We start from the raw sequence: 25,124 nt of genomic DNA on the forward strand, positions 1-25,124 counted from the left end.
GGTGTTCTACAACCGCGTTCGCCTGCATTCGGGGTTGGGTTATCGATCACCGATGCAGGCCGAGCGGGAGTATCAATCGGTCAGGGCTGTATCCTGACTACCTGTCTGTGGAATGCGGGGCAGTCCAACCTGACCCTATTTCCACTTATTTCCAAAAGTGAACTACTTCCTCGCGTGAGCCGCACGAACTGGGAACAAGGGCGGAACAAGGGAACAAGAGGGAACAAGGGGGCGGAGGCAATTAACTCGGATCAACAAAAGGGACGGAAGTAATTGATCCCCATCCCGCCGGTGAAACCTCCATTCCCCTAACAGCATCGCCATTGCACCGCAATGTGCAAAACCGCAGTGGCCGTCGAAGTGCCCGAATGGGCAAATTGCACGGGTATCCGCGCTCAATTCCGAGGCGCGTCCAGATGGGGTGGTCGATGCGTTTACGTGTTCGTGTGGCTTGTGCGGGCCTGCTGCTGGCGACTTTCGCGACGACCTCGGCGGTCGCCGGTGAACTCGATGCGGTGCTGGCCCGCGCGATGGACGGGAGCCGCACGCCGGCGGTGGGCGTGGCGGTGATCCGCGACGGCAAGGTGGCCGATGTCGCCGTGCGCGGCGTCCGTCGCAACGACGCGGCGGAAGCGGTGACGCCCGGGGATGTCTGGCTCATCGGTTCGACCAGCAAGCCGATGACGACGGCGCTGATCGCGAAGCTGGTCGAGCGCGGCACGCTGTCGTGGGACGCGCCCTTGTCGTCGATGCTGCCCGAACTGGCCGCGTCGATGCGCGAGGACTATCGCGCCGTGACGCTCGTGCAGTTGCTGTCGCATGGCGCGGGTTTGCCGGAGAACCTGCGCGATCTGAGCCATGTCGATCGCTACTTCACCGACACGCGGCCGCTGCCGGAGCAGCGCCTGGCCTACATCACCGAGGCGCTGCAGGATGCGCCGGTGGCCAGGGAAGACGCGGCGTTCTCCTACAGCAACACCGGCTTCCTGATTGCCGCCGTCATCGCCGAGCGCGCCACCGGCAAGCCGTTCGAGACGCTGATGCGCGAGGAAGTGTTCGTGCCGCTGGGCATGGACAGCGCCGGCTTCGGACCGACGAGCGATGGACAGATCCGCGGCCATCGCGATGGCAAGCCCGTCACCGTGCTCGCCCGATCGGACGACGGCGTGCCGATGCTGTTTACCGCCGCGGGCAACATGCACATGAGCCTGCGCGACTGGGCGCGGTTCTGCATCGACCAGCTGGCCGGTGGCCGCGGCAACGGCACGTTGCTCAAGCCCGAGTCCTACCGTCTGATGCAGACGGCCCGACCCGGCAGGCCCGCCGGGCTCGACTGGGGCGTGCAGCCCACCATCGCGGGACGCCGCGGCCCGGTGCTGGCGCACGGCGGCTCCGACGGCAACTGGCTGGCGTGGGTTGCGCTGTTCCCGCGCGAGAACAGCGGCGTACTGGTCGTCGCCAATGCAGCCGATGACATGGATGGCGACAAGGTCACGCACGCCGCGTTGGCGGAACTGCTTCCGACCTTGAGCCCGGCCGACAAGAAGCCGGACTAAGCCCTGCTCAGTCCGCGCATAAGGGCGCGCACAAAGGGAGTGGGTTCATTTGCTCGCTCGGGCAAATGAATCTGCTCCCCTTCGCCAACACACCAGACATTTGCGCTGACCAGCTCGAAGGCGGCAGCGCAGCCGGCCGTGAACGCGCACCCCAGACGCCGCGAGGGCATCGTGGACTTTCCTGCAGCAGAGGGACTGCTCCGGACCCCAGACCGCCGCTGCACTTACGACTGCGCCGAGATGACCCCTTCGATCCAGTCCCGGTAATGGCTCAAGCGCACATTGCAGCTGACCTGACCATAGCGCCCCGGCACCCGGACGGTGCTTTGCGGATCCGACCATGACGTCAGTCCGGCGAGCAGCCAATCCTTTCCGGTCCGGATCAGGACAGGGCCGCCGCTGTCGCCGCTGCCGGATCCGCCTTCGAGCGGTTGGGCGTCCGAGTCCTTGTCGAACAGGTAACACAGCCAGTGGCCATCGGCGCTGGTGACTTTGTTGTACGCGCGGCGCAATTCCGTGCGGTGCGGGTCGCTGAATTGGTACCCGTCGACGCCGTTACCCGTGGCACCTTTGCCGATGATCTCGACGACCTGGCCGAACTCGTCGTCGCTCGTATTGATCGCGACCGGCGGGATGTCGGTCACCGGTTGCGCCAGCTTGAGGAGCGCAATGTCATCCGAGGAGGCGAGCAGCACCCGGAAAAGCGTCCAGTCCCAGGTGTCCAATGCGTGATCGAGCAACGCTTGCGGCGGCTTCCTGTAGCCGGGATGGATCACGACACGCTCGACATCCCGGGACACGCCGCCGATCGTGATCTGCCTGATTTCAGGTTGCCAGGTGATGGCATGCGCGGCGGTGACCACCCACTGCGGTGCAATCAGCACGCCATGGCCTTCGCCGGGCATGTCGGCCAGAGCCGGAAACCCGGACGCCGGAACGCGATACTGCGCATCGGCGACGTCATCCCGAACGACGATCGCGCTGGCACTGAAGGAGACGAGCAGCAGTGCGAGCAACAAGAGGCGGGTCATCTGAAGTTCCTTTGGCGGCGTCTTCGCGAAGGATAAGGGCTCAGGTCGGCGACCGCCCTGGTCCACGACTAGAATGCCCCGCTGCCGGAAGGGCGAACGTGGGCAACCGCATGAAGAAGATCGATCTGAAGCAGGAGCTCAGGCATCTGTACCGCCCGACCGCGCGCGAGGTCGTCCGGGTGGACGTGCCGGCGTTGCGCTTCCTCATGATCGATGGCGCCGGCGATCCCAATACGTCGCCGGCGTATGCGCGTGCGGTGGAGGCGTTGTTCTCCGTTTCCTACACGGCGAAGTTCAAGGTGAAGAAGGCGCGGGGCATCGACTACGCGGTGATGCCGCTGGAGGGGCTGTGGTGGTCCGATGACATGTCGGCCTTCCTCACCAACGACCGCGCGCAGTGGCAGTGGACGATGATGATCCTGCAGCCGGACTTCGTCGCCGCGCAGACCATCGCGGACGCCATCGAAGAGGTGCGCAGGAAGAAGGCCAATCCCGCGGTGGACACGCTGCGGCTGGAGACCTTCACGGAAGGCCCGTGCGCGCAGACCCTGCACGTGGGCCCGTTCGACCAGGAAGGCCCGACGATCCAGCGTGTGCATGCGTTCATCGCGGCCCGCTCCGCGCTGGCGGGAAGGCATCACGAGATCTACCTGAGCGACATCCGCCGCGCGCACCCGAGCCGGTGGAAGACGATCATTCGACAGCCGATGCAGCGGGACTGAATCTGCGAGCGTTCGGTCTTTCTGCTCGCTACGCTTTGCCGCCCGCCTCACGCCCCCGGCGGCGCGTCTTCCTTCGCGTCGGCCGTTGCCGCAGGCAGGCGCAAGGCCTCCAGTCCCGCGCCGTCGCCGTTGAACACGCTGCCGTCGATCGGTGCGGCGGTGCCCGGGGGTTGCCAGGTTTCGGTGTACTGCCAGAAGGTCCATGCGGACCAGCCGTCGGGCACGGTCGGCGCAGGGACCTCGTACTGCGCAACCCACAGCGGGCGGCCGGGAAAGTGCTCGCGCATCGCGTGGTCCCAGAAGTTGGGGCCGGTGTAGATGATGGCCGGCCGCCCGTAGTGCGCTTCGAGCGCAGCGAGGAAGGCCTCGAACTGGACGTGCAGATCGCCGTCGACGGGCTCCTTGATCCGTTCGATGTCCACCACAGGCGGCAGGTCGCCCGGTTGCAGGTCGACGTTCCTGATGAACCACGCCGCCTGCGCCGAACCGTCGTCGTTGGTTTCGTAGAAGTGGTAGGCGCCGCGCAGCAGTCCGGCATCCTTCGCAGCCTGGAAGGTGTCGGCGAACGCCGGATCCAGGTAGTCCAGTCCGTCGGTCGCCTTGATGAAGACGAAGCGCACGTCGCTCGCGGACAGCGTCTTCCAGTCCACCGCGGCGTTGTGGTGCGAGGTGTCGACGCCGCGTGGTCGATCCGGCGGCGTCGCGTCGCCGGCGTTCGCCTGGAATGCGCAGAGCGTGGTGGCCAACAGCAGCATGCGTAACGTTGTCATCCGGACATCCCCGTTTCTTCCGTGGCGCCGGACGGTAGCACCGGCGGCGGCGTGCCGACAATGCGGAATTGCGGCGGCGAGGCGATCGACTGAACGCGACGTACGAACGGCGGCGCCTGGTTGTCCCGGATGACGGATGCTTTTTCCCGGCAACGCGGCCTTATCGCGGGGGCGTTGCGCACACACCATGACGGCATCGACGGCGCTTGCACGCCGGATTCATTGAGGAGCAGATCGATGTCGCAACACAGCCAGGTCAATCGCCGCGTGGTGCTTGCCGCGCGCCCGCAGGGTTTGCCGAAGCCGCAGGATTTCCGGCTCGACCAGACCGACATCCCGAAGGCCGGCGAGGGCCAGGTGCTGCTGCGCACGCTGTACCTCTCGCTGGATCCGTACATGCGCAATCTGATGGACGAGATTCCTCCGGCGTACGCGCCCTCGGTGGCCCTGGGCGAACCGATGGTGGGCGGCACGGTCAGCCGTGTCGTGGCATCGCAGCATCCGAACTTCCGTGTCGGCGAGCTGGTGCTGGGCAACGCGGGCTGGCAGGACTACGCGGTGTCGACGGGCGAGGACCTCACGGCGCTGGGCGATCTGGTGCAACCGTCGCTGGCTTTGGGCGGTTTGGGGATGCCGGCTTTCACCGCTTACGTCGGCCTGCTCGACATCGGCCAACCCAAGCCGGGCGAAACCGTGGTCGTCGCCGCAGCGACGGGCGCCGTCGGTTCGGTGGTGGGCCAGATCGCGAAGCTCAAGGGTGCGCGCGTGGTCGGCATCGTCAGCGGCGTCGACAAGTGCCGTTACGCCGTGGAGGAACTCGGCTTCGACGCCTGCCTGGATCGTCGCGATCCGCAACTGGCGCAGCAACTGGCGGCCGCGTGCCCCGCGGGCATCGACGTGTATTTCGAGAATGTGGGCGGCGAAGTGTTCGATGCCGTGCTGCCGCTGCTCAACGTCGGCGCGCGCGTGCCGGTGTGCGGCGTGATCGCCCATTACAACGATGCCGCGCCACCGGCCGGACCGGATCGTTTGCCGGGCACGATGACCACCGTGTTGCAGAAGCGCATCCGCGTGCAGGGCTTCGTCATCCTCGACCACTACGCCGAACGCTTCGACGCCTTCCGTCGCGACATGCAGGCGTGGCTGGCCGCGGGCCGGATCAAGCTGCGCGAACACCGCGTGGACGGATTGGAGAGCGCCCCGGAGGCGATGATCGGCCTGCTCGAGGGCCGCAACTTCGGCAAGGTGGTGGTGCGCGTGGGCGAATGAGCGAGGGGCGTAGGCGGGTTTCAACCCGCGGCCTTCAAATCGCCCGGCTCCCGCAACGGTCATTGCGGACCGCAGGAGCGGATGGCGCCTGCGGCATCGTTGCGGCTGGCCGGCGGCAAGGCGCACGCGCCGATGCAACGATCGCCGACTCCTTCGCCGCGGCGTCGTTCTCGTTCACCACGCGCATCTTCATCAGCACGCTGGCCTACAACCGCAACGACACCACCTCGCAGTGCAATGGCGCGATGAACACGCCGAGCGGACTGCAATTGGTCAGCACGATTGTCAGCGGCAATACCTGCAGCCTGGGCGACGATCGCGATATCCGGGGGCTCACCACCGACGTGCAGGGCGATCACAACCTGATCGGTCGGGCCAACGTGCCGGTGCCGGCCGACACCATCGCCGCGACCGATCCGCGCCTGGCGCCGCTGGCCGAGAACGGCGGGCCGACGCGCACGCGCCTGCCGCTGGCCGACGGCCCTGGGGCAACGGCTGCATCAAAAAGCCGTTCGGGTGTGATGCTCCGGCTGCGCGAAAGGGGCAGGTGTGCGTCGCATCTCGACATCCGCTCCACATCCCTGAATCGATTTTCAACGCGGGGACGTCGCGCGCCATGCGCTCTTGAAAACGCGTCGGGAAAACCTACTCAAGCGGCCGGACGGAATCGACCGTCCCCTGCCAATTGGAGACACCAGCCATGAACGAAATGGTTCGCTATCCCCAGTGGCCCGCACAGGGTTCGATCAAGGATCCGGTCAAGCAGATCTTCGACCGACTGTTCGAGGGGAACCTGTTCCAGAACGCCGACGAGTCGTCGGTGGTGACCAGCCAGTGGGTGCCGCGCGTCGACATCCGCGAAGACGCCGATCGCTTCCTGTTGTACGCCGACCTGCCGGGCGTCGATCCGGACGACATCGACGTGCAGATGGACAAGGGTCTGCTGACGATCAAGGGCGAGCGCCGCCAGGAAGGCGGTGCCGACGAGCGCTATTCCCGCATCGAACGCCGGCACGGCGTGTTCCATCGCCGCTTCGCGCTGCCCGACAGCGCCGATCCCGAGGGCATTTCCGCTTCGGGCCACAACGGTGTGCTCACCATCACCATCCCCAAACGCCCGGAGTCCACGCCGCGCCGCATCCAGGTCGGCACGGTGGTCAACAACTGACCTCGCGCGCTGCCAGGCCATCTGGCAGCCTTCGTCTGTTGCGATGGAGGAGTGGGATGGACCAGAACACCGAAGAAGCCATCTGCGGTCTGCAGGCGCAACTGCATATCCAGCGCGTGATGCTGCGCGCGCTGATCGCCACGCACCCGCATCCCGAACGGTTGCTGGCGGCATGGCGCGAGCAACTGACGGAAGCGGAGGCCGCCGGATCGGCGACGGATGCGCGCCGCAGCGATTACCTGGCCGAGTACTGCCGTCTGTACGCGGAAGACTGGACTGCGGAACTGGCCGAGCTGGCAGTGCCGATGCCCAGCGTGGAGTGAAGGCCGCGCCGCTGCCGGAACCCGAGGTTCCCGGCAGCGGCGCCTGCCGTTGCGCGACGGCGCCGACCGCTACGCGCAGGCGGTTGCCGGGTTCAGAAGCCTCCAGTCGCGCGCAACCGCGTGCATGCGTGCCTGGCGAAAGTGGCGCCGCCTGCGTCGTGGTTGCAATGACCTCCTGCACATTCCGGCGCAGCGAGAGCGCCAGCGACAATGCGCGGGAATCCGCTGGCATGGAGCGCGTCTTGAGACAGATCTTCTTCGATCGCGGGCACCGCCTGCGCAATGGCTGGTGGGTGCTGTTGTTCCTGGGTCTCGTATTCGTCACGCGTTTCGCGTACACGCCGCTGTCGCACTCCCTGCAGGGCCTGGGGGTTGGCAAGCCGTGGCTGGAGCCGCTGGGGTTCGTATTCCTCCTGCTGGTCACGTGGATCTGCACGCGGCTGCGCAAGGAGCCCTTGTCCAGCGTGGGCTTCCGCCTCGATCGGCGCTGGGCGAAGGAAGCCGTCGCGGGCGTGCTGCTGGGTGTCGTGTCGATGCTGCTCGTGGTGGCGATGATGTGGGCATCGGGCGCGGTGACGCTGCAACTGGATCCGGCGCGTAGCCTCGGCGCGCTCGGCAAGGGGCTGTACCTGTTCGCGGCGGTGGCGTTGTTCGAGGAGACGCTGTTCCGCGGCTTCATGTTCCAGCGCCTGGTGGATGGCACGGGCGTGTGGTTCGCGCAGATCGCACTCGCGCTGCTGTTCGCCGTCGCGCACTGGGGCAATCCGGACATGCACGGCGCGACCAAGGTGTGGGCGTCGCTCGACATCGCGCTCGCGGCGGCGATGCTCGGCATGGCCTGGCTGCGCACGCGCAGCCTGGCGCTGCCGGTGGGCATGCACCTGGGCTGGAACTGGATGCAGGGCCACGTGCTCGGCTTCGACGTCAGCGGCGTGGATCTGCCGGGCTGGTTCTTGCCGCAACTGCTGGACCGGCCGGCGTGGATGACGGGCGGCGGTTTCGGTCCGGAGTCGACGGTGTTCGCGGTGGTCGTGGACCTGGCGACGCTGGTGCTGCTGTGGAAGTGGAAGGGCAGCGCCGCGGCGGCACCGGAGAACGGATTGCGCCTGCAGCCGGCGTAAGCGCGGCGAGCTCGCGCCGGCGATGGCGAGTTGCTCGCCGCTGCGCGCGGTGCGGCACAATCACCGCGCCGGAGCCCTGCGACGCACGGGCTCCCGCTTCCATCCGCTGCCGGAGACCGCATGAAAAAGCCCGCCGTCGTTGCGCTGCTGGTCCTGGCGCTGATCGTCCCGGTCGCGTTGTTCTGGTGGCTGTCGATGCGCTACGCGTTGGGCGCGGCAGCTGCGATCGCGGTTGCCGCAGGCTGGGCGCTGAACATCGCCTGGGCGTTCGCCGCGCAGGCGCCGGCAGCCGCGGGCCCGGCGCAGGCGCAGGACAACACGCGCGCGATCGCGGCGCGTTTCGGCTGGGTGTGCCCGACGGTGCTGGTGCTGCTGACGTGGCTGGTGTGCCGTTTCGTGCTGCCCGTGGCGGCGTGAGGGACGCAATCGGGCGGTGGTGTCGCGGCGTGCGTCGCGGGCATGACCCGCTCCTACCGGCTCGACCGATCCCGCCATTCCCGTAGGAGCGCCCCATGGGCGCGACCGCCGGATCCATGCACCCTGCGCAGGCGCGCCGCGCGCGACGACCTTTTCGATCACAACCGGAGCACACCATGAAGCGAGTCACGGGCATCGGCGGCATCTTCTTCAAGGCGGACGATCCCGCGGCGCTCGCCGCGTGGTACCGCGATCACCTGGGGCTCGACGTGACCGGCTGGAACGGCGCGATCTTCAACTGGGGCGGGGATGGCAGTCCGGCGGGCATGACCATCTGGAGTCCGTTCGCCGCCGACACGACCTACATGGCGCCGAGTACCGCGTCCTTCATGATCAATTTCCGCGTCGCCGACCTCGACGCGCTGCTCGCCGCATTGCGCGACGAGGGCTGCAACGTGCTCGATCGCACCGAAACCTCCGAGCAGGGCAAGTTCGGCTGGGTGCTCGATCCGGAAGGCAACAAGGTCGAACTGTGGGAGCCGCCGGCGGGGCAGTGAGTCGTTCGCGCGATCGGCAACCGCACGCACGCATGCGGGCCTGATGGCTCGCGAAGACTGCACCCGCGCGTTGGTCGCGCCCGTGGGGCGCTCCTGCGAAAGCAAGTGGCGTGATCAGCCGAAGCCGATGGCGCCGGCTTCCGCGTGCCAGCCGCTGTCGAGGAAGTCGACCAGATCGTCCCAGCGGTAGGGGACGCGGCCGAGGAAGGATTCCAGCTGCGATCCCACCATGCGCCGGTTGTCGTCGTTGAGATCCAGCAGGCGCAGGCGCAGGTATTCGTCTATGAAGAAATCGACGTCGTGCACTTCACGCAGGGAGACGTACACGCGGTCGATCGGTCCTTGGTAGTGCTTGCTCGCACCGCTGTTCCAACTCATGGGCGCACCTCGGGGCGGGGGACGGACAGCGGCGTGCACGCTACACCGCCGCGTCCGCGGTGGCTGCATATAACGCTGTGGACAACCGGTGCACAGCCGCGCGGACGCGGGATTTTCGGGGAAATTGCCGCTTGCGGATGCGGCCTCACCCGTTCGGGGGGCGGGCCGGCACGGCGGCTTGTTGCAGCGCGGCGCGCGCGCTGCGTGTGGCGCCGACGGCTGCGACACCGTCCTGGCAGTCGCCGCATCGCATGTTCCTGGCGATCCGCCCGCGGTTGCGCGCATTCGCTCGGGCTCTTGCCCCGCGCGACCAAGGCGAGTAGATACGCAACTGGCGCGTGGCCGATGGTCCCCGTTCCTCTTCTTCAAGGACGAAGCGCATGGCACGACAGGAAATCCAGCCCAGAACCTTCGTGGCCACCTTTTCGCAACGCACCCCGCGGCACTGGTGCGGCGGCGACGCGGCGCTGACCCACATCCTCAACACCTACACGCTGGTGGTTCCCGGCAACGAGGGCTACTACATCCGCACGCTGCGACGCTGCCTGCCGCGCCTGGACGACCGCGAGGCGATCGCGATGGTGTCGCGCTTCCTGCAGCAGGAAGGCCAGCACGGCGCGGGGCATCATCGTTACTGGAGCGTGCTCGAACTGCAGGGGTATCGCTTCCGCCGCTTCGTGCGCGGCGTCGATGCGCTGCTGTACCGTTTCCTCGAGCCGATCACGCCGCTGCCGGTGCGGTTGTCGATGGTCGCCTGCGTCGAACACGTCAACGCCTATCTCGGTCACGAGTTCCTCGCGCAGCGCATCCTCGCCGAGGCCGACCCGGACCTGCGCGCGCTGTTCGAGTGGCACTTCGCCGAGGAGATCGAGCACAAGCACGTGGCCTTCGACGTGCTGCAGCGGTTGTGGCCCGCCTATCCGCTGCGCCTGCTGGGCGCGGCGCTGGTGCTGCCGCTGTTCTACCTGCTGATGACCGCGGGCATGGCATACCTGCTGTGGCAGGATCGTTTGCTGGGTTCGCGCGCGACGTGGCGCCAGTTCGGACGGCACCTGTTCTCGCGCGATCACATGCTGCGACGCAGCTTCGAGCATGTGCGCAATTACCTGCGTCCGCGCTTCCATCCCTGGCAGCTCGACGACAGCGCGCTGGCGCGCGAGGTGGTCGAACGAGATCGCAGTGCGGCGCAACCGCGGTTGCGCGAAATCGCAGTGACGGGTGGCGCGGAGAAAGAGGCGAAGGTCGCGCGGGGCGTCGAAGCCGGATAGCGCACCTCGTAATGACACCTGCCCGGCTGGCGTGCCGTGTGCGCCGGCGGATGTGTGCGCGTGGTATCGGTTTGCTGCCAACGCGAGTTGCCGCAGCGTGCGTGCGGGCGTATACAGCACGCACGGGGGAAGCGCCGAAACCGCAGTACATGCAGCTTTGCAGGTCGGGCCTGCGCAATGCAACCGACCTGTCGGACAGGATGTCCTGCGCATTTCAACCGCTCGACAGCCACACGAGACCATCATCGAGGAGAGCAGCCACCGCGCATCCCGCGTCCACGCCGGCAGGTACGCCGGACCATCGTCTGCATCAAGGAGGAAGTCATGCACGTGCACGTCAGGACGTTGCTGTTGGCAGGTGTCGCCGTGATCGCTGCCGCCGGCCTGTGGCAGTACTCGCACGCCGAGTCGTTGAAAGCCGATGCCGCCGAGGCATCGCAGGCCGCCACCACCACGGCGACACCGTATGCACCGCCGACTGTCGGCACGCCCGCGGGCTATCGCGGCTTTGCCGGCAGCTATGCGTATCCCGCGGAGACGCCGCCACCGCCTCCCGGCGGCTATCCGTGGACCCAATCGCTGAAGGGCCAGCCGATCACGCCGCAGACCGCGGGCGCGTACGTGGATCTGCTCAAGCAGTACATCGGCGACGACATGGTGCGACTGCTGTCCGATCCACGCATGGAAGGCCAGCCGTCGGCGTGGGATCCGGCGAAGCTCGGCTGGTACAACCAGCCCTGGCTGGCGCCGATCCGCGACGGCATCCACGGCACGTACATGGGATCGAGCTGCTTCTCGCCGGTGCTGTTTCCGAAGTCGGGACTGAAGTCGCCGTTCACCACCTACGTGCTGGTGTTCTACAACGACGTCGCCGGCCGCTCGCTGCAGCGCGTGTGGGGCAGCACCTCGATGTCGCCGGATCTTTCCAACAACATGCCGCAGTTCGATGAGGGATCGATCATCGTCAAGGCGGCGTTCTCCACCGCCGATGCTGCGACCTGGCCGCCGATGCAGGGCGCGCTGCCCTGGACGATCTACACGCCGGCATTCGATTGCGACTCGCAGAGCTTCGCATCGACGCCGTCGCAGTTCGCGGTGAACTTCTTCCAGTTCGACATCATCGTGAAGGACTCGCAGGCCGCGCCGAAAACCGGCTGGGTGTTCAGCACGCTGACCTTCGACAACAGCGTGGCCGCCTCGACCGGCACGCCGGCGGGCGATGCGTGGCAGCGGATGGTGCCGCTGGGCGCGATGTGGGGCAACGATCCGCAGGCGACGAAGGCCGGCGATCCGCTGCTGGAGAACTGGATCAACCCGGCCGCGCCGCTGTATGCCACCGAGACGCTCGGCTGGGGCGGGCGTCTGTCGGGTCCCAACGACGGTGCGCAGCAGAATCCGCCGTACGTCATCTGCACCGGCGCCGGCTGCGATCCCAAGGCCACGTGCAAGGATCCTTCGACGTGCAAGCTGGTCGACGTAGGCGGCCCCAACCTCGCGATGTCCTCGTGCATGAGCTGCCACGGTGTGTCGCAGTACGCGATGGCCTCGTTCCTGCTGCCCACGCCGCTGGCGAAGATCAGCGCCACCGGCCAGCCGGTGCCGGCCAGTTCGCAGGGCAATCTGGTGTTCTTCGAGGAAGGATCGGCGGACTGGATGCGCTGGTTCCAGAGCCGGCCGGGCACGCAGCCGCAGGATCCGAACAACCGCCAGGTGCTGGCCGCCGCGGACTACGCGATGAACTTCCCCTTCAAGTCCCTGCAGTACTGGGCGAAGGAGGTCTGCATCAACCAGGGCAACCCGGACAAGGCGCCGGCGTGCAGCGCGCTCAACAACCCGACCAAGGCGCTGCTGATGCAGGAACTGCGCGAGGCCGAGCAGACCAACTACCAGGGCCGGAAGTTGCGGATGCGTTGAGAACGCCACACCGGACTGCATTGCTGCGGCACATCGTCGGCGGATGAAGGAGGGTGGTTCTTCTCCGCGCCGCAGCGGCGATACGTGCATCGCTCTTCTCCCCGCTCGCGGGGAGAAGAGTTACGCGGGGCAGATGACCGCCGGGCCTCCCCCGATCGGGTGAATGGCGGCATTCGCCCGCGATCGCCGATTGCCTCGCGTGCGGGCCGGGCGTAGAAAACCGGATCCCTACTGGCGCGGGGTTCCACCATGAAACGTCTGTTCGTCGTCTTTCTGGTCGTGTTCGTGGCCGCCGCCGGCCTGTCCTGCCTGCGCAGGTCCGAATCGCCGCCCGCCGCCTCCGCGCCGCCGCTGCCGCCGCAGATCGTCGGCGCGACCCTGCTGGAGGGGCTGGGCGACTACCACTTCCCGATCACCACCGCGCGACCCGAAGCGCAGCGCTGGTTCGACCAGGGCCTGATGCTGACGTACGGCTTCAACCATGACGCGGCGGAACGTTCGTACCTGCGCGCGGCGCAGATCGATCCCGATTGCGCGATGTGCTGGTGGGGCGCGGCGCTGGTGCTGGGTCCGCACGTCAATGCGGCCATGGATCCATCCAGCAACGCGGCCGCCTGGGAGCGCCTGCAGAAGGCGATTGCGCTGGCGCCGCAGGCGACGTCGCGCGAGCAGGCGTTCATCCGCGCATTGTCGGCGCGCTACGCGCAGAACCCGCCGCAGGATCGCAAACCGCTCGACGCCGCCTATGTCGAGGCGACGCGCGAGCTCGTGCGGCAGCTGCCCGACGATCTCGACGCGGCCACGCTGCACGCCGAGGCGATGATGGACACGCAGCCGTGGGACTACTACGACGCGAAGCTGCAGCCGAAGGGCCATACCGCGGAGATCGTGTCGATCCTCGAGTCGGTGATCGCACGCAATCCCGATCACGCCGGCGCGCTGCACCTGTACGTGCATGCGGTCGAGGCGTCGGCCGACCCGCAGCGCGGCGCGGCCGCGGCCGATCACCTGCGCACCTTGATTCCGGCGTCCGGCCATCTGGTGCACATGCCGGCGCACATCTACTCGCGCGTGGGCCGCTGGCACGACGCCGTGCTGGCCAACCAGGTCGCGATCGCCGCCGACGATGCCTACCTGGCCATCTGCCGTGGCAACACCAAGGGCGTGTACCCGCTGGGGTACGTGCCGCACAACCATCATTTCCTGTGGTTCGCCGCGAGCATGGAAGGCACGCAGGCGCTGGCGAAAGCCGCGGCCGAGCACACCGCCGAGCGCACCGACCTGCCCGAGCTGATGCGCCAGCCGGGTTATGCCGGCCTGCAGCAGTACTGGCTCACGCCGTGGTTCTATCGCGTGCGTTTCGGGCAGTGGGACGAGATCGCCGCCGCGCCCAATCCCGCCCCGGACCTGCCCTATGTCACCGCGATCTGGCATTACGCGCAGGGCATGGCGGCGGTGCGGCAGAGGCGACTGGGCGACGCCGACGCGCACCTCAAGGCGCTCGCGCAGGGCGCGGCCGATCCGGTGATGGAAACGCTCACGATGTGGGACCGCTATCCCTTGTCGCATTCGGCGCGGATTGCCGAACGCACGCTCGCCGGCGAGCTGGCCAGCGCGCGTGGCGACAGCGCTGCCGCCATCGCGGCACTGCGCGAAGCGGCGACGATCGAGGACCGCATTCCCTACGACGAACCGCCCGGCTGGCATGCGCCGACGCGGCAGACGCTCGGCGCCCTGCTGCTGGTGGCGAAGCAGCCGAAGGAAGCCGAAGCGGTGTATCGCGAAGAGCTGCAGCGCAATCCCGACAACGGCTGGTCGCTGTACGGCCTGGCACAGAGCCTGCGCGCGCAGAAGCGCGAGTCCGAGGCGCGTGCGATCGACACGCGCTTCGCCACGGCATGGCGCAACGCGGATATCACGCTGACGTCCTCGCGGCTGTGAGTAGCGCGAACGCTGGCGGCGCCGTGTCAGTCGCGGGCATGGCTCGCTCCTACCGCAGGGATCGCTGCGCTGGAGCGCCGCGTGGGCGCGATCCACGACCTCACCCACGCTTCAGTGCGGCCGGTTGCTACAACGTCTTCAGGAACTCGACCAGGTCCGCGCGCTGCTGGCTGGTGAGGTGCAGCTGCCGCACCCGGTCGTAGTGCGCGACCACGTCATCGAGCGTCGCCGCGCTGCCGTCGTGGAAATACGGCGGGTGATAGCGCAGGCCACGCAGCGGTGTGGTGCGGTAGGCCTTGTTCACCGTGCGCGCGGCATAGGCGCCGTCCGTGCCGGTTTCGGTCGCGCCATGCAGGCGCCCGCTGTTGTTGTCGGTGCCGGTGTAGCCCATGTGGCAGCCGATGCAGTTGTCGTTGAAGACCACGCGGCCGCGTCGTGCCGCGGCGACATCGTCGGCGGGCGACGCGGGCGCGCGCAGGCTGAGCTGGTAGGCGCGCAGCGCCGGCAGTTTCGAGGTCACCATGTCCGGCGACTGGCGGATGTCGATGCCCAGGCGCGGATCGCGGAAATTGCCATGGCCGCCCATCTGGGTCACGGCGACGTACGCGTTCCAGTACGACACCGGGCCGTCGCCGGTGTAGGTCTCGTTGCGGATGCCGAGCAGGCCGTACGCTGGCGGCAGCACCAGCGGCGTGTTCAATCCGTCGATGTTGAAGCGCGGGTCGTACTTGCCCGGTCCCCAGCTGTTGTAGACGACCTTGGCCGCGGGCGGCACCGCCGGCGACAGCGCGATGATCCGGCCCGGATCGAGGTCGCGATTGGGCCAGCCGTCGAGGCGATGGCCGATGCCGGGCTGCACCGCGTCATCGACGGTGGAGTGGCACAGTGCGCAGGTGATGCCCAGGCGGGTGATGCGGTTGTTCGCATCGACAGCGGCGTGCACGCCGACCACCGCATCGAGCTTCAGCAATGCGACGGTGACCGCCGGATCACCGAGGTCGGCACCGTCGAGGATGCCCGGCGGCAATGCGTCGGCGTCCACCTTCAGGCCCACCGCGAGCGCGGTGATCGGATCGAGGTCCTGTACGACCTCGTGCATGCGCAGCGTATCGGTCCACTGCTGCTCGTCGCCGAAGGTGTCGTAGCGGAAGATGCGCTGGCCCTCCGCGATCATCTGTGGCGACAAGTTGTTGCCATTCGACGTGGCTGCGTGCGCCTGCGGGATCTCGCCGCAACCGCTGGCGAAGGTCGACAGCGCGGCGCACAACAGCGCGGAAAGCATCGTGCGGGACATGGCGGTTCTCCGTCCTCTGACGATGTCAGGACGCTACGCCTGTTTCTGCGACGTTGGTGTGGTGGCGTGTGTAAAGCCGCGCGTGTGTGACTGTGTGCTGGCTGGACATTGGGATGTGCGCGATACGGCAGCGATGTGCGGCCTTCGTTCCCGATGCGATGGCGGGTCATGCGATTGCAGTTGTCGATGAGCCAGGCAGCTCATGTCCGTGATGCGGCTGTGTTGCTGAAGCGACGCGTTACGTCCGGGGGCGTTGCCATGGCGGTGTGATGTTGTGGGTGGTCCTCCCACTTCGCTGCGCAACGCTCGGGACGAACGGGTCTGTTGCAGCGCGTAGTTCGCCTGTGGCCGTTGGGCTGCGTGCCGTGGGTGGTCCTTCGACTCCGCTTCGCTACGCTCAGGGCGGACGGTGGGAAGGAGTGTTGCTTTCGGTCAAGAGCCATGCCCTCAACTCCTGCCGTTCGCCCTGAAGCTACGGGCGGCAGGCCCGGAGTCGAAGGGCGCGTGACGAAGCGAGGGGATCTCCGTGGGTGGCGCGGTTCGGGTAGCGGAATATGCCGCTAAAACCACTTTACACATATTCAACTTGTGAATATGTTCCGGTAGTGCCCGAATGCCCCTGTCGCGGTGTGCGACCGAACAGGAGCGAACCCATGAAATACCTGACCTTTCTGTTGATCTCCGGCCTGCTGGTGCCGCCGGCCGTGCAGGCGCACGACGCCGCGCACGACGGGCCGCCCGCGGCCGCGGCGCCCGCGCCGAAACTGCAGGCAACGCTGCGCACGCTGTGGCACGGCCATGTCGAGCAGACACGCGCGTACGCGATGGCGGTCAAGGCCGGCGATGCCAAGCGCAGCGAGGCGGCGGCCAATGCCGTTGTCGCCAATGCGAAGCAGTTGTCCGACGCGGTCGCCGGCTTCTACGGCAAGCCCGCCGGCGAACGCATGCTCGCGCTGCTGGCCGGGCACTGGGGCGCGGTGAAGGCGATGACCGATGCCGAACACGCGGGCCGGCGCGACGCGTTCAATGCGGCGATGACCACGCTCACGCAGAACGCCGGCGAGATCGCGGTGTTCCTGTCCGGCGCCAATCCCTATCTGACGCAGGACGCGGTGCGCGGATTGCTGATGGCGCACGGCGCGCACCACGCCGCGCAGATCGGCGAGATCATGCGCGGCGACAGCGTCGCCGAAGCGAAGACCTGGACCGCGATGCAGAAGCACATGGACGTGATCGCCGACGCGATGGCCGGCGCGCTGGCGAAGCAGTTTCCGCAGAAGGTGAGCTGAGCGGACGCATGGCCGAACTGCGCCACCTCGGTACCACCCAGCAGGCGCTGCTGCGGCATCTGCTGCAGCAGCCCGACGGCATGGCGGTGGAAGCGCTGTGCGAGCGTCTGCGCATCAGCCACAACGCGGTGCGCCAGCACCTCACCGCGCTGATCGCGAAGGGCTGGGTCGAACGCACCACGCCACGCGCCACCGGCGGGCGTCCGGAAGCGCGCTTCCGCCTCACCGCGGAGGCGAACGTGTTGTTTCCGCGCAACTACGCGCAGATCGCCGGCGCGCTGATGGAGGGCGTGATCGCACGCCTGGGCGACGAGGGCGCACGCGAGCTGCTCGTCGATCTCGGCCAGCAGCTGGGGCATGCCGAGCCGCCGCCGCAGCCGGACGCGTCGCGCGCGCAGGTCGCCGAAGCGCTCGCGAAACGCATGGACCAGCTCGGCTACGAAGCGATCGCCACGCAGCGCGGCGGCGAGGCGCAGGTCGAGGCATACAACTGCGTCTTCCACGCGCTCGCGCGCGCGCATCCGGACGTGTGCCGTTTCGACCTCGCCTTCATGGAAGCGGCCGCGGCGCACCGCATCCACCACATGGAATGCATCGTGCGCGGCGGCCAGGTGTGCCGCTTCCGCATCGGCGAGGCGCGGCCGCGGCTGCCGGCGGACGAACCCGGCGCCCAGCCGCACACGACGGAACCGGCGACGTACCGCGATTGAGCAGCTGCATCAGCGTCGCGTTCGGCAGTGTTGCGGAAACGCCATGTATGCGCGCAGCGCAGGCGCGGTTGAATAGGACCGCGGGCTCAGGCGCAACGCGACCCGACCCGCGTCAATGCCGTGCCACCGCGCCCGGTTCCGCCCCGCTTTCCGCCCTGCCTTCCGGCGACAGCCGGTTCTCGATCACTTCCACGCCGCGCATGGCCGCCACCGTCGCGAGCAGCGCCTTGATCTCCGCCGCGTCGGCGTGTCCGCTCAGCACCACGTGGCCGTCGTGCACCTGCACCTCGACCTGCCCGGCGTGCTCCACGACGTGGCCGAGCCGCGCGCGGATGCGGTCGCGCAGGCGCTCGTCGTCGAGCGGTTCGCGCGACAGCGCGTCGCGCGTCTTCGCCATCGCCCCGCGCGCGCGATCGGCGGCGTGCCGGGCCCTCGCTTCGACCTGCGCGCCGGCCCCGTGCAGCACCGCGTCGCGGCGGTCGCGCACCTGCGCGCGGCGCCGGCGGCCCACGATCGGGTCGAGGTAGTACATGACCAGCGCGCCTGCCGCGAAGGCCGCCGCCATCCTGAATGTGACGTTCATGAGTTCCTCCGGTGGCCACAACCGCGACAGGCTGTCACGGCGCACGGAAAATCCATGCGAACGCCGCCACGCAAGCGGCCGTGGCACGCGCGCACCCGCGGCGCGAATCGCAAGCCGCCCACGCGCCCTCCTTTCGATGCGCGTGCGGCCTTGGAGATCGCGGCGCCGGGCCCCATCTGGAGGAAGCCCGTTCTTCGTCTTTCCGGCCCGCGCCTGCCGCGCCGGCCGGCTGCACAGGAGCTCCCATGAACGCCTACCGCAAGACCCCCGAGGCCGTCGCGAAACTGACCCCGGAGCAGTACGCCGTCACCCAGCAGAGCGCCACCGAGCGTCCCGGCACCGGCGCCTACCTGCACAACAAGCGGGCGGGCATCTACGTCGACATCGTCTCGGGCGAGCCGCTGTTCGCCTCTTCGAGCAAGTACGAATCCGGCTGCGGCTGGCCGAGTTTCACCCGGCCGATCGCGCCGGCGAACGTGCGCGAACTGCGCGACACCTCGCACGGCATGATTCGTACCGAAGTGCGGTCGGCCCACGGCGACAGCCACCTCGGCCACGTCTTCGAGGACGGGCCCGCGGATCAGGGCGGGCTGCGCTACTGCATCAATTCGGCGGCGCTGCGTTTCATCCCGCGCGAGGAGATGGCCGCGGCGGGCTACGGCGAGTACCTCGATCAGGCGGAGGATGTGCGATGAGCAATGAAGTGCGAAACCTCGAGCGCGCGATCCTCGCCGGCGGCTGCTTCTGGGGCGTGCAGGAACTGCTGCGGAAGATGGACGGCGTGGCGTCCACGCGCGTGGGCTACAGCGGCGGCGACGTGCCCAATGCGACCTACCGCAACCACGGCACGCATGCCGAAGCGGTGGAAATCCTGTTCGATCCGGCGCGGCTGGGCTATCGCGAGTTGCTGGAGTTCTTCTTCCAGATCCACGATCCGACCACGCGCGATCGCCAGGGCAACGATCGCGGCAGCTCGTACCGCTCGGCGATCTACTACACGACGCCCGAGCAGGAACGCATCGCCTTGGACACCATCGCCGATGTCGATGCGTCGGGGCTGTGGCCGGGCAAGGTCGTGACCGAGGTCGCGCCCGCGGGCGATTTCTGGGAAGCCGAACCCGAGCATCAGGACTATCTGCAGCGCTATCCCGACGGCTACACCTGCCACTTCGTGCGGCCGGGCTGGAAGCTGCCGCGGCGCGCGGCGGTGTGAACAGCCGACCGCGATGATGGCGAAAGGCGGGCGCAGGTCCGCCTTTTTTGTTCGCGTGAACCCGGACCGGACGCGGCACGGTGCGTCGACGGATGTCGCATCCGCCTGTCGCCACGGAGTCGCGTTCACATCGCGAAGCGGACCGCGCGTAACGGGCGCAGCGCCCGCAACATTCGTGACATTCCGGCGCCCGCCGGACACCCGCCACACTGCGCCGGAGCAATCGGTCGCGGTATGGCGGGCCGACTGCGGGTATCTTCCCGCGTGGACTCGACGGCGCCCGGCGCCAGGAAAGGGGAACACGATGGCTCGAAGGACACCGCGCGCGCTGGCCGCGCTGCTCGCACTGGCCGCGACCGCCGCCGTTCACGCGGCCGGCCCGGCCCAGCCGGCACCGGCGGCGACGGCGGGGGCACGGCCGGCAACGGCCGCATCGGCGGAACAGGACGAGGAGCAGGCCGCGCGCGAACTGCGCCAGGCCGCGCTCAAGGTCCAGCAGCGCCTGCGCGCGCAGCACAAGGCGCGCGAAGCCGCGCGTCGCGACGAGACGAAGAACGAACGCTGCATCGGCAACCAGCGCATGCGCCGCGTCGCCAACGGCTGGGTCGACGCCGGCAACTGCTGAGCCGCGCCACGGCGCCGGCGCGCGCGCCGTGGCCTTCCCGCCGCGCGCGCGACGTTCGCCCCGGCAGGCGCGCGGCCCGGTCGCGCGGGAGCCGGGCGATGCGCACGAACCGCTACGACAACATCCTCGCCACCGTCGGTGGCACCCCCGTGGTGCGGCTCGACACGCTGTCGCCGCCCGGCGTGAAGGTCTACGCCAAGCTCGAGGCGTTCAACCCGATGGGTTCGGTCAAGGACCGGCTCGCGCTCGGGATCATCGAGGACGCCGAACGCCGCGGCGCGCTGCAGCCCGGGCAGACGGTGATCGAGGCGACCAGCGGCAACACCGGCATCGGCCTGGCGATGGTGTGCGCGGTGAAGGGCTATCCGCTGGTGGTGACGATGGCGGAGAACTTCAGCGTCGAGCGGCGCCGGATGATGCGCTTCCTCGGCGCGAAGGTCGTGCTCACCCCCGCGGCGCTGAAGGGCAGCGGCATGCTCGCCAAGGCGGTGGAACTGGCGCAGGCGCACGGCTGGTTCCTGTGCCGGCAGTTCGAAAACGAGGCCAACGCCGACATGCATTCGCGCACCACCGCGGTGGAGATCCTCGCCACGTTCGAGGGCGAGCGGCTCGACGCCTTCGTCACCGGCTACGGCACCGGTGGCACGCTCAAGGGCGTGGCACGCGTGCTCAAGGCGCAGCGGCCGCAGACGCAGATCGTGGTGTGCGAGCCGGACAATTCGCCGATCCTCGGCAGTGGCCTGCCGCAGCCGCGTGCGGCCGACGGCAGCGTGCGCGACAGCCATCCCGCGTTCCGTCCGCACCTGATGCAGGGCTGGTCGCCGGACTTCATTCCCAAGCTCGCCGAGGACGTGATCGCCGCGCAGTGGATCGATCGCGTGTTGCCCATCAACGGCGCCGACGCGCTGCGGCTGGCGCGCGAACTGGCGCAGCGCGAGGGCATCTTCTGCGGCATTTCCGCCGGCGCGACGCTGGCCGGCGCGCTGCAGCTCGCAGCCGAAGCGCCGCCCGGCGCGAACCTCCTGTGCATGCTGCCCGACACCGGCGAGCGCTACCTGAGCACGCCGCTGTTCGAAGGCGTCGGTATCGACATGACCGAAGAGGAACTGGCGATCTCGCGCTCCACGCCGGGCGCGCGCTTCGATGCGCCGGCGCCGGCACCGACGCCGGTCGTAGCAGCGAAACAGGACGCCGCGCCGGTCACCACCGTGGCGCCGGAAGTCGAGGCCTTCGTCGCGCAGCTGCTGGCCGATCGCGCGCAGCCGCTGGTGCTGTTCGCGCTGGAGTGGTGCGAATTCTGCTGGTCGTTGCGCAAGCTGTTCGCGACGCTGGGCGTGCCGTATCGCTCGATCGACCTGGATTCCACCGCGTACCAGCGCGACGACCGCGGTGGACAGATCCGCGCGCTGCTCGCCGCGCGCACCGGCAGCCGCACGATTCCGCAGGTGTTCCTCGGCGGCCGCTGGCTGGGCGGCTGCACGGAGACGCTCGAACTGGCGAAGGACGGGCGCCTGCAGGCCTTGCTGACGGAACACGGCGTGGCCTGCGACGACAGCGTGGCCATCGATCCGGCGGCGCTGCTGCCGGCGTGGCTGCAGCCGCGGTGAAGTGCATATGCGCGCGGATGCGGCAAAGACACACGCGCGTTGTGACGTCGCAGGTGATCGGACGCCAGTGGCGCCCGTGGGGCGCTCCTGCGGGTGGACGGTTGTTTCTCAGGCCCCGGATACCCCGAGCGTGCCGCTGGAGGCATCCACCTCGTTCAACGACCCCAGTCGATGGCTCTTGTGTGCGCGCGCGAGCGCTTCGTCGATCTTCTCGCGGTGCGGATTGGCTTCCCAGCGTTCGACCTTGAAGACGTCGGCGCGCGGGTTCTGGCGGATGATGTCGGCGTCCTGCAGCCACTTCCAGTCGCCGGGCATGAACTCGTGGTGCAGCGCGAACGCCCGCGCGCTGGCGTAGCTGTGCGAATAGATCAGGTTCATCGGTGGCCCCCGTAGCGATGCGTCGGCACGCCGCGCCGGCGCGCCTTGCGCGTATTAACGGAGCAGCCGGCGGGGCTGTCATTCCCCTGCGTGGGGGAGGGCTCGCGGCACGGCCAGGCCCCGCGCGGCGGGGCCTGTTGCCGGTTGGATGCCCGCGAGTTGCTGGCCCAGGCTAGTAGCCCAGTGCCTCCACGATCAGCCCGGTCGCGATTTCGACCAGCAGGTAACGGTCGTCCACCGGCCGCACCCAGCGGTAGCCCGGCGGCGGCGGGCTCAGGTGGTACACGCGGTAGTCGTCGACGTAATAGCGCGGCTCGACCTCGCCCCAGACGATGCGGTCGCCCCGCTTCCAGGCCTGCTTCCGCCAGCCCAGGTGGCGGCCGTTGTCGTGGCGGCCATGCTCCTTCCAGTCATGCTCCCTCCAGTCATGTTCCTTCCCGCCATGCTCCTTCCACTCGTGGTGGCGGCCGTCGTGGTGGCCGCCGTCGTCGGCAAGGGCCGGCGCGGCGGCGAAGGCCAGCGCCAGCGGCAGGGCGATCAGCGCGTGCCTGCGGATGTGCTTGCGGAGGGTGTGCGTGTTCATGGCTCACTCCTGCGTCCTGTCCGTGCGCGCACATGCTGGGCGCGCGATGGTGAACACGGCGGAACACCGCACTGAATCGCGCGCAACGATTCAGTGCCGCGAAGAGCGTGTGAAAACGCCACGCGCGGCGTGCGCGCATACCCGCTCGTGCACGCATTCACGCGATGGGTTCAGCCTCGGCTGTCCGGCGATGCGGGGTTCTCGCGTGACTCCTGTTACGGTCGGAACGTGCGGTGCACGCCGGCACGCGTCAGGCACTGGGGCCTGCGCTTCGGAGGGATTCGGAATGGGGTCGCGCAGTCTGGTCTGGTCGCCGTCGTTATCGTTGTCGCTGTCCTCCCTGTGGTCGTCGTTGCAACGTTCGCGTCCGCGCGCGCCGCGCCGGCGCGGCGCGGCAGTCGCGCTGCTGCTGGCCGCCTGCCTGGCGTGGTGGCCCGCGCTGGGTTTCGCGCAGGGCAGCGTGGTCGCGTGGGGGCTGGATCTGGATGGACAGACGACCGTGCCGGCGGGCAGCGACGATGCCATCGCGATCGCCGCCGGGCACCTGCACAGCCTGGTGGTGCATGCCGACGGCCGCGTCAGCGCGTTCGGCACCAATGCGTTCGGCCAGACCGACGTGCCGCCCGGACTCGCCGGCGTCACCGCGGTGGCGGGCGGCCTGTTCCACAGCCTGGCGCTGCGTGGCGACGGCACGGTGGTGGCGTGGGGCGGCAATCCCGACGGCCAGACGCAGGTGCCCGCGGGCCTGTCCGGCGTCACCGCGATCGCGGCCGGCGCGCAGCACAGCCTCGCGCTGAAATCCGACGGCACCGTGGTGGCCTGGGGCGACGACCTGTTCGGCGAGTCCACCGTGCCCGCCGGCCTGTCCGGCGTCACCGCGATCGCTGCGGGGCGCTTCCACAGCCTCGCGCTCAAATCCGACGGCACCGTCGTCGCCTGGGGCAGCAACCTCAACGGCGAACTCGACGTGCCGGCCGGCCTCGACAACGTCGTCGCGATCGCCGCCGCCAACGTGCTCAGCATGGCGCTGCGCGCCGACGGCACGGTGGTGGTGTGGGGCGATTTCGACAACCCGCGACCGGTGCCGGCGGGCCTGGACAACGTGGTCGCGATTGCCGGTGGCATCAACCACTGCCTCGCGCTGCGCGCGGACGGCACGGTGGTGGCGTGGGGGTTCGACAGCGACGGCCAGGTCACCGTTCCGGCGGGCCTGACGGGCGTCACCCGCATCGCCGCGGGCGGTTACCACAACCTCGCGCTGCGCGAGGAGCTTTCGCCGGAACAGGCGCTGCGCGACTTGCGCGACGACCTCGCTGGCGTGCGTGCGTTCCCGCTGCGGCGCGCGATGCGGTTGCAGCTCGACCACGCCCTGCGCGCGCTGGGGGCGCAGCGGCGACCGAAGGCATGCCTGCATCTGCGTGGCTTCGCCGTGTTGAGCGCGGTGGCGCGACGCACGCACCAGCTCAGCCGCGCGCAGGGCGACTACTTCATCGCCCAGGCGGCGGATATCCGTGCGCTGATCGGTTGCCGCTGAGCGCTGGCGGCGTCGTTGAAGGCGCCGTCGCGTTCGTCGCGATCAGTCGTCGTCCTCGCGCGAGCCTTCGAGCACGCGCCGCTGCATGAGGTCGAGGTAGGCGTCGGCCTCGGCGACGCTGGTGAAGATCTCGCTGAGCGGCACCGCCTTCACCACGTCGAACACTTTCTGGATCTGCGGCTGCGGATTGGCGACGACGACCTTGCCGCCGCGCGCGGCCAGCGCCTTGCGCGCGAGCAGGATCGAGCGGATGCCGGCGGAACTGATGTAGTCCAGCTGGGCCAGGTCGAAGACCAGCGAAGACGTGTCCGCCGCGAGCAGGGGCGCGAGTTGCCGGTCGAGTTCGCCGTAGGTGTGCGTGTCGAGGCGGCCGCCGAGGGCGACGCGCTGGCTGCCGCCGCTGGGCGGATCGATGCGGATGGTGAAATTCATGGCGGTCTCCGTGGCGGTTCAGTCCGTGGGCGTCCGGCGCATCAGCGTGACGTGCAGGACGTTGTGATGTCCTTCGCGCGCGTAGGCGATCTCGTCGGCGAGGGTGCGGATCAGGTGCACGCCGAGGCCGCCGAGCGGGCGCGCGGCGATGTCGGCATCGAGGTCCGGCGGCGGGTGTTCGAGCGGATCGAACGGGTCGCCGTCGTCGCGGAAGCACAGGGCGATGCGGTCGGGACGGATCGCGATCTCGACCAGCACTTCGTGCTCGCGGCCCGGCCGGCAGCCGTGGTCGATGGCGTTGCACAGCACTTCCTCGCTGATCAGCTGGATGTCGTGCGCGAGCGCCGCGGCGATGCCGGCGCGCGCCAATGCTTCGTCGATCGCGGCGAACAGGCTGGGCAGGAGTTCGCGGTCCTGCGGCGCGCGCAACTGGATCTGCAT

28 protein-coding genes and 1 pseudogene are annotated in these 25,124 nt (G+C 68.7%); 20 read left to right on the forward strand and 9 right to left on the reverse strand.

What is annotated here, in order from left to right; translation table 11 throughout:
- Positions 1 to 428 precede the first annotated feature (428 nt).
- Entirely contained in the window at positions 429 to 1,556 is a 1,128-nt protein-coding gene (locus tag ACFPN1_RS12980; protein ID WP_386755525.1) for a serine hydrolase domain-containing protein, read from the forward strand.
- Between the two features lie 224 nt (positions 1,557 to 1,780).
- Here the strand turns inward: ACFPN1_RS12980 and ACFPN1_RS12985 are convergent, their stop codons facing one another.
- Complete coding sequence (locus tag ACFPN1_RS12985) at positions 1,781 to 2,587, reverse strand: S1 family peptidase (RefSeq protein ID WP_386755526.1); 807 nt, start codon at positions 2,585 to 2,587, stop codon at positions 1,781 to 1,783.
- Positions 2,588 to 2,697: 110 nt separating this feature from the next.
- Between ACFPN1_RS12985 and ACFPN1_RS12990 the strand changes: the two genes are divergently transcribed.
- Entirely contained in the window at positions 2,698 to 3,309 is a 612-nt protein-coding gene (locus ACFPN1_RS12990) for a GyrI-like domain-containing protein (RefSeq protein ID WP_386755528.1), read from the forward strand.
- Positions 3,310 to 3,356: 47 nt separating this feature from the next.
- On the opposite strand, the gene ACFPN1_RS12995 is transcribed toward ACFPN1_RS12990, so the two are convergent.
- Positions 3,357 to 4,079 carry a glycoside hydrolase family 25 protein gene (locus ACFPN1_RS12995; RefSeq protein WP_386755529.1) on the reverse strand — a complete coding sequence of 241 codons (723 nt, stop codon included), beginning with the start codon at positions 4,077 to 4,079 and terminating at the stop codon, positions 3,357 to 3,359.
- 237 nt (positions 4,080 to 4,316) lie between these two features.
- On the opposite strand from ACFPN1_RS12995, the gene ACFPN1_RS13000 reads away from it, so the two are divergent.
- The 7 genes from ACFPN1_RS13000 to ACFPN1_RS13030 all read left to right on the forward strand — a co-directional run bounded on the left by ACFPN1_RS13000 (position 4,317) and on the right by ACFPN1_RS13030 (position 8,934).
- Positions 4,317 to 5,348 (forward strand): NADP-dependent oxidoreductase, encoded by a 1,032-nt coding sequence (locus tag ACFPN1_RS13000; RefSeq protein WP_386755530.1) that lies wholly within the window; start codon positions 4,317 to 4,319, stop codon positions 5,346 to 5,348.
- A gap of 62 nt (positions 5,349 to 5,410) precedes the next feature.
- A complete protein-coding gene (locus ACFPN1_RS13005; RefSeq protein WP_386755532.1) occupies positions 5,411 to 6,052 on the forward strand; it encodes a hypothetical protein in 642 nt (213 codons plus the stop codon).
- 5 nt (positions 6,053 to 6,057) lie between these two features.
- On the forward strand, positions 6,058 to 6,516 hold the full coding sequence (locus ACFPN1_RS13010) for an Hsp20/alpha crystallin family protein (RefSeq protein ID WP_386755723.1): 459 nt from the start codon (positions 6,058 to 6,060) through the stop codon (positions 6,514 to 6,516).
- 56 nt (positions 6,517 to 6,572) lie between these two features.
- Complete coding sequence (locus ACFPN1_RS13015; RefSeq protein WP_386755533.1) at positions 6,573 to 6,839, forward strand: hypothetical protein; 267 nt, start codon at positions 6,573 to 6,575, stop codon at positions 6,837 to 6,839.
- Between the two features lie 242 nt (positions 6,840 to 7,081).
- Complete coding sequence (locus ACFPN1_RS13020) at positions 7,082 to 7,960, forward strand: CPBP family intramembrane glutamic endopeptidase (protein WP_386755534.1); 879 nt, start codon at positions 7,082 to 7,084, stop codon at positions 7,958 to 7,960.
- A gap of 120 nt (positions 7,961 to 8,080) precedes the next feature.
- Positions 8,081 to 8,377, forward strand: a complete 297-nt coding sequence (locus tag ACFPN1_RS13025) for a hypothetical protein (RefSeq protein WP_386755536.1) — start codon at positions 8,081 to 8,083, stop codon at positions 8,375 to 8,377.
- A 176-nt stretch (positions 8,378 to 8,553) separates the two neighbouring features.
- Entirely contained in the window at positions 8,554 to 8,934 is a 381-nt protein-coding gene (locus ACFPN1_RS13030; RefSeq protein WP_386755537.1) for a VOC family protein, read from the forward strand.
- Positions 8,935 to 9,048: 114 nt separating this feature from the next.
- Here ACFPN1_RS13030 and ACFPN1_RS13035 read toward each other — a convergent pair whose 3' ends face one another.
- Positions 9,049 to 9,312 (reverse strand): hypothetical protein, encoded by a 264-nt coding sequence (locus ACFPN1_RS13035; protein ID WP_386755538.1) that lies wholly within the window; start codon positions 9,310 to 9,312, stop codon positions 9,049 to 9,051.
- Positions 9,313 to 9,692: 380 nt separating this feature from the next.
- Here ACFPN1_RS13035 and ACFPN1_RS13040 point away from each other — a divergent pair, with 380 nt between their 5' ends.
- From ACFPN1_RS13040 to ACFPN1_RS13050, 3 genes are all read left to right on the forward strand, one after another.
- On the forward strand, positions 9,693 to 10,580 hold the full coding sequence (locus tag ACFPN1_RS13040; protein ID WP_386755540.1) for a metal-dependent hydrolase: 888 nt from the start codon (positions 9,693 to 9,695) through the stop codon (positions 10,578 to 10,580).
- 324 nt (positions 10,581 to 10,904) lie between these two features.
- On the forward strand, positions 10,905 to 12,494 hold the full coding sequence (locus tag ACFPN1_RS13045) for a hypothetical protein (RefSeq protein WP_386755541.1): 1,590 nt from the start codon (positions 10,905 to 10,907) through the stop codon (positions 12,492 to 12,494).
- A 249-nt stretch (positions 12,495 to 12,743) separates the two neighbouring features.
- Positions 12,744 to 14,435, forward strand: a complete 1,692-nt coding sequence (locus ACFPN1_RS13050) for a tetratricopeptide repeat protein (RefSeq protein WP_386755542.1) — start codon at positions 12,744 to 12,746, stop codon at positions 14,433 to 14,435.
- 127 nt (positions 14,436 to 14,562) lie between these two features.
- Here the strand turns inward: ACFPN1_RS13050 and ACFPN1_RS13055 are convergent, their stop codons facing one another.
- Positions 14,563 to 15,729 carry a c-type cytochrome gene (locus ACFPN1_RS13055; RefSeq protein ID WP_386755544.1) on the reverse strand — a complete coding sequence of 389 codons (1,167 nt, stop codon included), beginning with the start codon at positions 15,727 to 15,729 and terminating at the stop codon, positions 14,563 to 14,565.
- A gap of 653 nt (positions 15,730 to 16,382) precedes the next feature.
- Here ACFPN1_RS13055 and ACFPN1_RS13060 point away from each other — a divergent pair.
- The gene (locus ACFPN1_RS13060; RefSeq protein ID WP_386755545.1) at positions 16,383 to 17,018 is read left to right on the forward strand and encodes a hypothetical protein; all 636 of its coding nucleotides are present in this window, start codon (positions 16,383 to 16,385) and stop codon (positions 17,016 to 17,018) included.
- A gap of 8 nt (positions 17,019 to 17,026) precedes the next feature.
- Positions 17,027 to 17,728 carry a helix-turn-helix transcriptional regulator gene (locus tag ACFPN1_RS13065; RefSeq protein WP_386755546.1) on the forward strand — a complete coding sequence of 234 codons (702 nt, stop codon included), beginning with the start codon at positions 17,027 to 17,029 and terminating at the stop codon, positions 17,726 to 17,728.
- Positions 17,729 to 17,840: 112 nt separating this feature from the next.
- Here ACFPN1_RS13065 and ACFPN1_RS13070 read toward each other — a convergent pair whose 3' ends face one another.
- A complete protein-coding gene (locus ACFPN1_RS13070) occupies positions 17,841 to 18,311 on the reverse strand; it encodes a BON domain-containing protein (protein WP_386755548.1) in 471 nt (156 codons plus the stop codon).
- Positions 18,312 to 18,556: 245 nt separating this feature from the next.
- Here ACFPN1_RS13070 and msrB point away from each other — a divergent pair, with 245 nt between their 5' ends.
- The 5 genes and pseudogenes from msrB to ACFPN1_RS13095 all read left to right on the forward strand — a co-directional run bounded on the left by msrB (position 18,557) and on the right by ACFPN1_RS13095 (position 21,756).
- Positions 18,557 to 19,006 (forward strand): peptide-methionine (R)-S-oxide reductase MsrB, encoded by a 450-nt coding sequence (msrB, locus tag ACFPN1_RS13075; RefSeq protein ID WP_386755549.1) that lies wholly within the window; start codon positions 18,557 to 18,559, stop codon positions 19,004 to 19,006.
- A complete protein-coding gene (msrA, locus tag ACFPN1_RS13080; RefSeq protein ID WP_386755550.1) occupies positions 19,003 to 19,524 on the forward strand; it encodes a peptide-methionine (S)-S-oxide reductase MsrA in 522 nt (173 codons plus the stop codon). The genes msrB and msrA overlap by 4 nt, the downstream gene beginning before the upstream one ends.
- A 304-nt stretch (positions 19,525 to 19,828) precedes the next feature.
- Complete coding sequence (locus ACFPN1_RS13085) at positions 19,829 to 20,149, forward strand: hypothetical protein (RefSeq protein ID WP_386755552.1); 321 nt, start codon at positions 19,829 to 19,831, stop codon at positions 20,147 to 20,149.
- A gap of 98 nt (positions 20,150 to 20,247) precedes the next feature.
- Positions 20,248 to 21,231 (forward strand): annotated as a pseudogene (gene cysK, locus ACFPN1_RS13090) (cysteine synthase A); the annotation flags it as partial.
- Between the two features lie 9 nt (positions 21,232 to 21,240).
- Positions 21,241 to 21,756: a glutaredoxin domain-containing protein gene (locus ACFPN1_RS13095; protein ID WP_386755724.1), complete on the forward strand. Its 516-nt coding sequence runs from the start codon at positions 21,241 to 21,243 to the stop codon at positions 21,754 to 21,756.
- Between the two features lie 108 nt (positions 21,757 to 21,864).
- On the opposite strand, the gene ACFPN1_RS13100 is transcribed toward ACFPN1_RS13095, so the two are convergent.
- Positions 21,865 to 22,134: a hypothetical protein gene (locus tag ACFPN1_RS13100; RefSeq protein ID WP_386755553.1), complete on the reverse strand. Its 270-nt coding sequence runs from the start codon at positions 22,132 to 22,134 to the stop codon at positions 21,865 to 21,867.
- A 172-nt stretch (positions 22,135 to 22,306) separates the two neighbouring features.
- Positions 22,307 to 22,717: an RcnB family protein gene (locus ACFPN1_RS13105; RefSeq protein ID WP_386755554.1), complete on the reverse strand. Its 411-nt coding sequence runs from the start codon at positions 22,715 to 22,717 to the stop codon at positions 22,307 to 22,309.
- A 286-nt stretch (positions 22,718 to 23,003) separates the two neighbouring features.
- On the opposite strand from ACFPN1_RS13105, the gene ACFPN1_RS13110 reads away from it, so the two are divergent.
- The gene (locus ACFPN1_RS13110; protein WP_386755555.1) at positions 23,004 to 24,251 is read left to right on the forward strand and encodes an RCC1 domain-containing protein; all 1,248 of its coding nucleotides are present in this window, start codon (positions 23,004 to 23,006) and stop codon (positions 24,249 to 24,251) included.
- 42 nt (positions 24,252 to 24,293) lie between these two features.
- Here ACFPN1_RS13110 and ACFPN1_RS13115 read toward each other — a convergent pair whose 3' ends face one another.
- Positions 24,294 to 24,683: an STAS domain-containing protein gene (locus tag ACFPN1_RS13115; protein WP_386755556.1), complete on the reverse strand. Its 390-nt coding sequence runs from the start codon at positions 24,681 to 24,683 to the stop codon at positions 24,294 to 24,296.
- Positions 24,684 to 24,701: 18 nt separating this feature from the next.
- A complete protein-coding gene (locus tag ACFPN1_RS13120) occupies positions 24,702 to 25,124 on the reverse strand; it encodes an ATP-binding protein (RefSeq protein WP_386755557.1) in 423 nt (140 codons plus the stop codon).

It is taken from the genome of Lysobacter yangpyeongensis, assembly GCF_042655745.1.
GTDB lineage: Bacteria > Pseudomonadota > Gammaproteobacteria > Xanthomonadales > Xanthomonadaceae > Agrilutibacter > Agrilutibacter yangpyeongensis.

Excerpts from the sequence above, each read along its gene's own strand:
- ACFPN1_RS13015 (WP_386755533.1), top strand. The coding sequence starts at position 6,573 with ATGGACCAGAACACCGAAGAAGCCATCTGCGGTCTGCAGGCGCAACTG.
- ACFPN1_RS12980 (WP_386755525.1), top strand. The coding sequence starts at position 429 with ATGCGTTTACGTGTTCGTGTGGCTTGTGCGGGCCTGCTGCTGGCGACT.
- ACFPN1_RS13110 (WP_386755555.1), top strand. The coding sequence starts at position 23,004 with ATGGGGTCGCGCAGTCTGGTCTGGTCGCCGTCGTTATCGTTGTCGCTG.
- ACFPN1_RS13115 (WP_386755556.1), bottom strand. The coding sequence starts at position 24,683 with ATGAATTTCACCATCCGCATCGATCCGCCCAGCGGCGGCAGCCAGCGC.
- ACFPN1_RS13050 (WP_386755542.1), top strand. The coding sequence starts at position 12,744 with ATGAAACGTCTGTTCGTCGTCTTTCTGGTCGTGTTCGTGGCCGCCGCC.
- ACFPN1_RS13045 (WP_386755541.1), top strand. The coding sequence starts at position 10,905 with ATGCACGTGCACGTCAGGACGTTGCTGTTGGCAGGTGTCGCCGTGATC.
- ACFPN1_RS13120 (WP_386755557.1), bottom strand. The coding sequence starts at position 25,124 with ATGCAGATCCAGTTGCGCGCGCCGCAGGACCGCGAACTCCTGCCCAGC.
- ACFPN1_RS13065 (WP_386755546.1), top strand. The coding sequence starts at position 17,027 with ATGGCCGAACTGCGCCACCTCGGTACCACCCAGCAGGCGCTGCTGCGG.
- ACFPN1_RS13040 (WP_386755540.1), top strand. The coding sequence starts at position 9,693 with ATGGCACGACAGGAAATCCAGCCCAGAACCTTCGTGGCCACCTTTTCG.
- ACFPN1_RS13105 (WP_386755554.1), bottom strand. The coding sequence starts at position 22,717 with ATGAACACGCACACCCTCCGCAAGCACATCCGCAGGCACGCGCTGATC.
- ACFPN1_RS13055 (WP_386755544.1), bottom strand. The coding sequence starts at position 15,729 with ATGTCCCGCACGATGCTTTCCGCGCTGTTGTGCGCCGCGCTGTCGACC.
- ACFPN1_RS13100 (WP_386755553.1), bottom strand. The coding sequence starts at position 22,134 with ATGAACCTGATCTATTCGCACAGCTACGCCAGCGCGCGGGCGTTCGCG.
- ACFPN1_RS13085 (WP_386755552.1), top strand. The coding sequence starts at position 19,829 with ATGGCTCGAAGGACACCGCGCGCGCTGGCCGCGCTGCTCGCACTGGCC.
- ACFPN1_RS13010 (WP_386755723.1), top strand. The coding sequence starts at position 6,058 with ATGGTTCGCTATCCCCAGTGGCCCGCACAGGGTTCGATCAAGGATCCG.
- ACFPN1_RS13030 (WP_386755537.1), top strand. The coding sequence starts at position 8,554 with ATGAAGCGAGTCACGGGCATCGGCGGCATCTTCTTCAAGGCGGACGAT.
- ACFPN1_RS13070 (WP_386755548.1), bottom strand. The coding sequence starts at position 18,311 with ATGAACGTCACATTCAGGATGGCGGCGGCCTTCGCGGCAGGCGCGCTG.
- ACFPN1_RS12990 (WP_386755528.1), top strand. The coding sequence starts at position 2,698 with ATGAAGAAGATCGATCTGAAGCAGGAGCTCAGGCATCTGTACCGCCCG.
- ACFPN1_RS13035 (WP_386755538.1), bottom strand. The coding sequence starts at position 9,312 with ATGAGTTGGAACAGCGGTGCGAGCAAGCACTACCAAGGACCGATCGAC.
- ACFPN1_RS13025 (WP_386755536.1), top strand. The coding sequence starts at position 8,081 with ATGAAAAAGCCCGCCGTCGTTGCGCTGCTGGTCCTGGCGCTGATCGTC.
- msrB (WP_386755549.1), top strand. The coding sequence starts at position 18,557 with ATGAACGCCTACCGCAAGACCCCCGAGGCCGTCGCGAAACTGACCCCG.
- ACFPN1_RS13095 (WP_386755724.1), top strand. The coding sequence starts at position 21,241 with ATGACCGAAGAGGAACTGGCGATCTCGCGCTCCACGCCGGGCGCGCGC.
- msrA (WP_386755550.1), top strand. The coding sequence starts at position 19,003 with ATGAGCAATGAAGTGCGAAACCTCGAGCGCGCGATCCTCGCCGGCGGC.
- ACFPN1_RS13060 (WP_386755545.1), top strand. The coding sequence starts at position 16,383 with ATGAAATACCTGACCTTTCTGTTGATCTCCGGCCTGCTGGTGCCGCCG.
- ACFPN1_RS12985 (WP_386755526.1), bottom strand. The coding sequence starts at position 2,587 with ATGACCCGCCTCTTGTTGCTCGCACTGCTGCTCGTCTCCTTCAGTGCC.
- ACFPN1_RS12995 (WP_386755529.1), bottom strand. The coding sequence starts at position 4,079 with ATGACAACGTTACGCATGCTGCTGTTGGCCACCACGCTCTGCGCATTC.
- ACFPN1_RS13000 (WP_386755530.1), top strand. The coding sequence starts at position 4,317 with ATGTCGCAACACAGCCAGGTCAATCGCCGCGTGGTGCTTGCCGCGCGC.